The 5,890-nt window shown below is 45.5% G+C and carries 8 protein-coding genes and 1 tRNA gene; 3 read left to right on the top strand and 6 right to left on the bottom strand.

Features of this window, described 5'->3' with window-relative positions:
- Positions 1-25 precede the first annotated feature (25 nt).
- The gene (gene sdhC, locus ACTHS3_RS04855; RefSeq protein ID WP_049336763.1) at positions 26-403 is read right to left on the bottom strand and encodes a succinate dehydrogenase, cytochrome b556 subunit; all 378 of its coding nucleotides are present in this window, start codon (positions 401-403) and stop codon (positions 26-28) included.
- A 461-nt stretch (positions 404-864) separates the two neighbouring features.
- Here sdhC and ACTHS3_RS04850 point away from each other — a divergent pair, with 461 nt between their 5' ends.
- On the top strand, positions 865-1,248 hold the full coding sequence (locus tag ACTHS3_RS04850; protein ID WP_049329785.1) for a YkvA family protein: 384 nt from the start codon (positions 865-867) through the stop codon (positions 1,246-1,248).
- Positions 1,249-1,331: 83 nt separating this feature from the next.
- Here ACTHS3_RS04850 and ACTHS3_RS04845 read toward each other — a convergent pair whose 3' ends face one another.
- The 4 genes from ACTHS3_RS04845 to dapF form a co-directional block, all read right to left on the bottom strand.
- Positions 1,332-1,832, bottom strand: a complete 501-nt coding sequence (locus ACTHS3_RS04845; RefSeq protein ID WP_371440888.1) for a membrane lipoprotein lipid attachment site-containing protein — start codon at positions 1,830-1,832, stop codon at positions 1,332-1,334.
- A gap of 154 nt (positions 1,833-1,986) precedes the next feature.
- A complete protein-coding gene (gene cysK, locus ACTHS3_RS04840) occupies positions 1,987-2,919 on the bottom strand; it encodes a cysteine synthase A (protein WP_107723629.1) in 933 nt (310 codons plus the stop codon).
- Positions 2,920-3,025: 106 nt separating this feature from the next.
- Entirely contained in the window at positions 3,026-3,628 is a 603-nt protein-coding gene (locus ACTHS3_RS04835; protein WP_049336767.1) for a hypothetical protein, read from the bottom strand.
- The gene (dapF, locus tag ACTHS3_RS04830) at positions 3,625-4,476 is read right to left on the bottom strand and encodes a diaminopimelate epimerase (protein ID WP_049336770.1); all 852 of its coding nucleotides are present in this window, start codon (positions 4,474-4,476) and stop codon (positions 3,625-3,627) included. The genes ACTHS3_RS04835 and dapF overlap by 4 nt, the downstream gene beginning before the upstream one ends.
- 180 nt (positions 4,477-4,656) lie before the next feature.
- Here dapF and ACTHS3_RS04825 point away from each other — a divergent pair, with 180 nt between their 5' ends.
- Both ACTHS3_RS04825 and ACTHS3_RS04820 read left to right on the top strand, forming a co-directional pair.
- Positions 4,657-5,148, top strand: coding sequence for a hypothetical protein (locus tag ACTHS3_RS04825; RefSeq protein WP_049336771.1), 492 nt, complete (start codon positions 4,657-4,659; stop codon positions 5,146-5,148).
- A 139-nt stretch (positions 5,149-5,287) separates the two neighbouring features.
- Positions 5,288-5,363 (top strand) — tRNA-Asn (locus tag ACTHS3_RS04820).
- A 148-nt stretch (positions 5,364-5,511) separates the two neighbouring features.
- Here ACTHS3_RS04820 and ACTHS3_RS04815 read toward each other — a convergent pair.
- Entirely contained in the window at positions 5,512-5,847 is a 336-nt protein-coding gene (locus ACTHS3_RS04815; RefSeq protein WP_003678854.1) for a YbaB/EbfC family nucleoid-associated protein, read from the bottom strand.
- Between the last annotated feature and the right edge of the window lie 43 nt (positions 5,848-5,890).

Raw genomic sequence — 5,890 nt, 5'->3', positions numbered from 1 at the left:
TAATGCGCACCTGTCAATTTACGTTCTACCATAACAAAGCTCCCAAAACGACGGTCAGAATCAAAGCAGAAGCAAATACAACTTTAGCAGTAGTACGGGCAGTATTTAATTCCAGGCCTTTATGCACATCCAAAAACAGAAAGCGGATACCGGCGAAAAAGTGGTGCAGATATGCCCACAACAGACCGATAAGGATCAGCTTCACAAACGGATTGGAAATAGCAGTACGATATGCTTCAAACGACGCTTCGCGATCCAGCGTTCCGGAGAAGAAATACAAGAGAACAGGCAGCATCACAAACAAGCCGACGCCGCTGATACGGTGAAGAATAGATACAATCCCCGGTATGGGCAATCGGATATTCGGAATTTCCAAAAATACCGGGCGTGATTTGGCGGACATGGTCAGTTCCTCTAGATTTATTATCAGCTCAAAACCTATAGCTCAGCACTACAATAAGCTACATAAACCATAATTTACCTGTTTTATCTCATTTTGAACAGTGCAATTTATGAATGCTCTAATGATTTTTACCAAAAGACTAATAAAATCAAACAATCATTCTTAGATTTTTTTTTGTGTGGCTAGCCTTTTTTGTTACTTTCCTGCAATTAAGCCATCTCCCCATCAAAGCACTTACGATAACATCATTATTGTTTGAGAATTGTATCTATTGTGAGATAAATTCTCACTCTTGATACCTAATCTTTACAAAGGCATAAGCCATTCTTAACTTATTACCATTGCATTATCATCACTACTCTTACATAGTTATACATTCAAAGACATTTCATCCGCCCAAAATAGACTAAAATACGACGTAACACCAACCATGTTTCCATACCTAAAAAGGAAGCTGCATCATGACACACTCCCCTCATCAAAACACACCCGATCCGGAAGACTACATCCCCTCCTTCCGCCGTCGAAACTTAGACACATCCGGCTTCATGAAAAAACTCGGACGCTTTGCCGGTCGCTTGGGTAAACCTGTCGTCCGCCAGCTTTATGCGCTTTATTATCTCTGGGAATCCGAACATACACCCAAACGTGCAAAAATGATTATTGTCGGCGCACTGGTTTACTTCCTCAGTCCTATTGACAGCATTCCCGACCTTCTGATTCCATTTGGCTTCAGCGATGACATTGCCGTCATTGCGCTGGTTTATTCTCAGATGAAAAACTATCTGACCGAAGATATTCAAGAAAAAGCCCGTCAAGCGGCTGACAAGCTGTTTGGTTCTTAATTGGATAAAGTCCGACTACACATATATAAATACAAAAAGAAGGTCGTCTGAATATTCAGACGGCCTTCTCAGTTTATGACTTTTTATTTCAAAGGCTGCATACCCATAACTTCCATCAGGAAGTTGGTAAACGCAGGATTGCTTGGTTTGGTATCCATGTTTTTCCAACGCTGTTGCCAACCGCGCAAAGCACCTTGGATGTACTGTTTGGATTGCTCGGTAGTAATTTCACCACGTTGGCTGTCAACGGCAGAACGCAGATAAACTTCGTACATACTGTCATCGACAGAGTTGCGTCCCACTTGTTGGATACGGAAGCGGTTCAAATATTGTGCAGCCTGAACTTTGGTCAGACTACCTTGGCTCACTTGGGTACTCAAGCGACGTGCTTCATCATGAATCTTGGAAACATCTGCCCAATGCGAAGGAGCTAAATGATAACCGGTAGCTGAAACTTGTGAATCAGCCTTAGGTTTCTTAACGTTGGTTGGTCGAACTGGCACTTCTTTCAATGTTGGAACATAAATCGATTCACAACCGGCAAGTGCCGCCACAGCAAAGATAGGAAGAATGTATTTTTTCATAATGCGCATTATAAGCATGATTCGTTGAAGAAACCAACTTTTGAATAATGGTATTCAAAGCTCATTAACTGAATTACAACAGATTTCATACGATATCTCAAGCCCATACGCAAAAAAGGCCGTCTGAAAACGGCCTTTTAACAACAATCCTATATTATGCCAAATCGGCAAACAGAGGCGTAGAAAGATAGCGTTCGCCATATGATGGCAACAAGACAACGATCAACTTACCTTCGTTTTCAGGTTTTTTAGCCAGTTGCAATGCGCTCCATACTGCGGCACCTGAAGAAATACCTACCAAAATGCCTTCTTTTTCAGCCATAGCGCGCGCAGTTTCAAACGCTGCCTCGTTAGGTACTTTGGAAATGCTGTCGTAAACAGTCGTATTCAAAACGCTGGGGATAAAGCCTGCACCCAAACCTTGAATCGGATGCGGACCTTTCTCGCCACCGCTCAATACTGGGGAAGCTTCAGGCTCGACAGCCACGATTTGAACTTCGGGTTTGTATTTTTTCAATACTTCGCCCACACCGGTAATCGTACCGCCTGTACCTACACCGGCCACGAAAATATCTACTTTACCGTCTGTATCGCGCCAAATTTCTTCGGCAGTGGTTTTGCGGTGAACTTCAGGATTAGCCTCGTTATCAAATTGGCGCGGCATAAAGTAAGTATCTGGATGTTCGTCCACCAAAGACTGGGCTTTAGCAATAGCGCCCGCCATACCTTCGGCAGCAGGTGTCAAAATTAGCTCTGCACCGAATGCACGCAGCAGCATTTTGCGTTCTTTACTCATGCTTTCAGGCATAGTAATCGCCAATTTATAACCGCGGGCCGCACACACCATGGCCAAACCGATACCGGTATTGCCACTGGTTGCCTCGACGATAACGGTATCTTTATTGATTTTACCGGCTTGCTCGGCCGCTTCAATCATAGATTCGGCAATACGGTCTTTCACGCTGCTGCCTGGATTAAAGAATTCAAGTTTAACGGCGATTTGCGCTTTTAAACCTTCGGTCAGGCGGTTCAGTTTCACCAGAGGTGTGTTGCCGATCAGCTCGGTAATATTATTTGCAATTTTCATTTCCTGCTCCTGATTTAGATGTAATACAGCCTGCATATTAAACTCAGGCCGTCTGAAAAACCAATATCGAAAATTTCTTTCTTTATAACTTTTGGTTCAAGCGCGGTCAATATCCACTGCGCTCAAAAATCAATGTAACGGCAACTACAGCCTGCATCACGACGGCAACCATCCAACCTGCCCACATCTGCCGCATACTGAAAAGAGAGGCAGACTGCTTGCAAACAACCACTCTGTGCAGATAAAACACCAGCATCAGGACGCCCTGCAATGCAAACCAATAAATGGGTTTCAAAGCATAAATTTTCAGCAAGGCCGCCCACGCAAAAACCGCGCCCGCCAGCGGCAAGATGAAATAAACCACGCCTACCAAGAAAACAAAAGCCAAAGTCATGACGACATTGGAAACCGCAAATAAGGTCAAACCGGCATATTCGCCTGCCGACCAAAACTTTTTGTCTTCCGTTTTACTGCAGTCATCAATAAAGAAGAAAATACTGGCGATTGTCAGATAAAAATGAGGGATGAACAAAGGGCCTGTATGCGTAAAGCCCCATATTCCGGGCAACAAGCGTGCGCCCAGTGCCGAAATCCCCAGCCACAACAACACCGTAGCCCAAAGCCATTGAAACCGCTGCGCGCGAAAAATAAATGCCAACGATACCGCAGCATACGCGACGGCAAACCAAAAATCCAAAGAAACCATCATGAATACTGCAACTCGCCTTCAAAAACAGTTTCCGCAGGGCCGGTCATTTGCACATCGCCACCTTCTTCCCAACTGATAAACAATTCACCTCCAGGCAGAGTAACACGCACAGGCGCACCCGCTTTCAGCAAGCCATTGCGCACGCCTGCCACCACGGCCGCACACGCTCCAGTGCCGCAAGCCTGAGTTTCCCCCACCCCGCGTTCAAACACTCGCAGGCGGACTGACAATTCATCTTCAACCTGCAAAAAGCCGACATTGACCCGTTCAGGAAACTGCTCGTGCGATTCAATAGCGCCGCCCCAATATTCCACCGGCGCAGTCTCAACATCATCAACCAAAATCACCGCATGCGGATTACCCATATTCACACAGCTTACCGGTACAGACTCCAAACCGACCAAGACAATATGTGTCAGCGCATCTTCATTTTCACCATGTGCAGGCACAAACGGAATTTCAGACGGCATGAAACGTGGTTTACCCATATTGACGGTAACCAAACCGTTATCCAACAGCTTCGGTACAATAATCCCTTTGGCCGTTTCGACCAAAATTTCCGTTTTATCCGTCAAACCCTTATCCGCGACAAAACGCGCAAAACAACGCGCTCCATTGCCGCACTGCTCTACTTCCCGACCATCGGCATTGAAAATGCGGTACCGAAAATCGACCGCATCAGAAGAAGGCTTCTCCACTACCAAAAACTGATCAAAACCCACGCCGCGATAGCGGTCTGCCCATTGGGCAAGCGGCGCAGTCAACGGATCAAAGTCCTGATCGATGGCATTAACCACCATAAAATCATTGCCCAAGCCGTGCATCTTCGTAAATTTCAAAGTTTTCATTATTTATTCACATTCTTATTAAATCATTATTTCGGCACATTCTACACCAGAATGATATATTCGTTTCTATCTTGTTTCTCAGACGGCCTTGCGCCCTTTTACCAATACTAACACCAGCCACCCCGCAAAAATACTATACTTCCCACATTACAAATATTTCTTATTACAAGGATACACATTATGAAAAAAATTCTCTTACCTGCCCTTTTGGCCGCTTCACTCAGCGCATGTACAGTCGGCACGCCCGGTGTTTCCGTCGGCTTAGGCGTCGGCACCAGCATCGGCCGCCATGTCGGCCTGGGTACATCCATCAACATCCCTGTCGGCTTGGACAAAACCAAAACCACCAAAGGCACGGATTCAGACGGCATCCGTATCTCAGAAGAACAAATCGTGACCTATTTTGATGCACACGGCACACCCAGCAACAGCGCAGTCAAAGGTGGCTTCCATCGCCAACTGATCAGCAAACGTAACAACGAATACGTCGTCCAAGACTTTTACAGCGACAACAGTCAAAAACGCACGGACCCCTACGTTCTCAGCCGTAACCAACTGATGCAGTTCCGCGCCACGCCAAGCAATGGCTCGTTAACCACTTACGCCTACAACGGCACGGTGATGCAGCAACAAGTATTCCAAAACGGCAAATTGGTTAACGCCAAATACTAAAGGCCGTCTGAAACGGCTGAGGAGCATGTGAAACTTGATTACAAAATATTTTTAACATTCAAACATTTGAAATATTTTGCACCATTTCCTTAAAAATATTGATTGACACATTTTTTCCAGCCATTATAATACGCCCCATTCCCCGATAGCTCAGTCGGTAGAGCGACGGACTGTTAATCCGCAGGTCCCTGGTTCGAGCCCAGGTCGGGGAGCCAAATTTAAAAGCCTGAACTTCTGTTCAGGCTTTTTTACATCAATAAGGAACGCTTGTTCTTTCCCAAAGAAAGCCCATGAATCCTCATAATAAAAAAGGCCGTCTGAAACCCAAATCTGGCTTCAGACGGCCTTTTATTTATTTTTAAATCAACGGAAGAAGTCGCCCATGCCTGCCGGCAGGCCTTGGGTAAATGCACCCATGGTTTTGTTGGTCGTTTCTTCGGCTTTTTCAGAAGCGGCATTGATAGCGGCCAATACCAAATCTTCCAGCATTTCTTTGTCGTCTGCGGCTTCTTGAATCAAATCAGGGCTGATTTCAAGTTTGCGAACAACGTGCGAACACGTCATCACAACTTTCACCAAACCATTGCCTGCTTCACCTTCAACTTCGGTTTCAGCCAGCTTGGCTTGTGCCTTTTTCATGTTTTCTTGCATTTGTTGAGCCTGTTTCATCAGGCCGCCTAATCCGGCTTTTCCGAACATGTTTTACTCCTATGGGTTTGAATAAATGGGTTTCACTCATGCC

The sequence above is a fragment of the Neisseria sp. P0009.S007 genome (assembly GCF_051962515.1).
The sequence above is the reverse complement of the archived record's forward strand: the minus strand, read 5'-3'. Positions and strand labels throughout refer to the sequence as shown.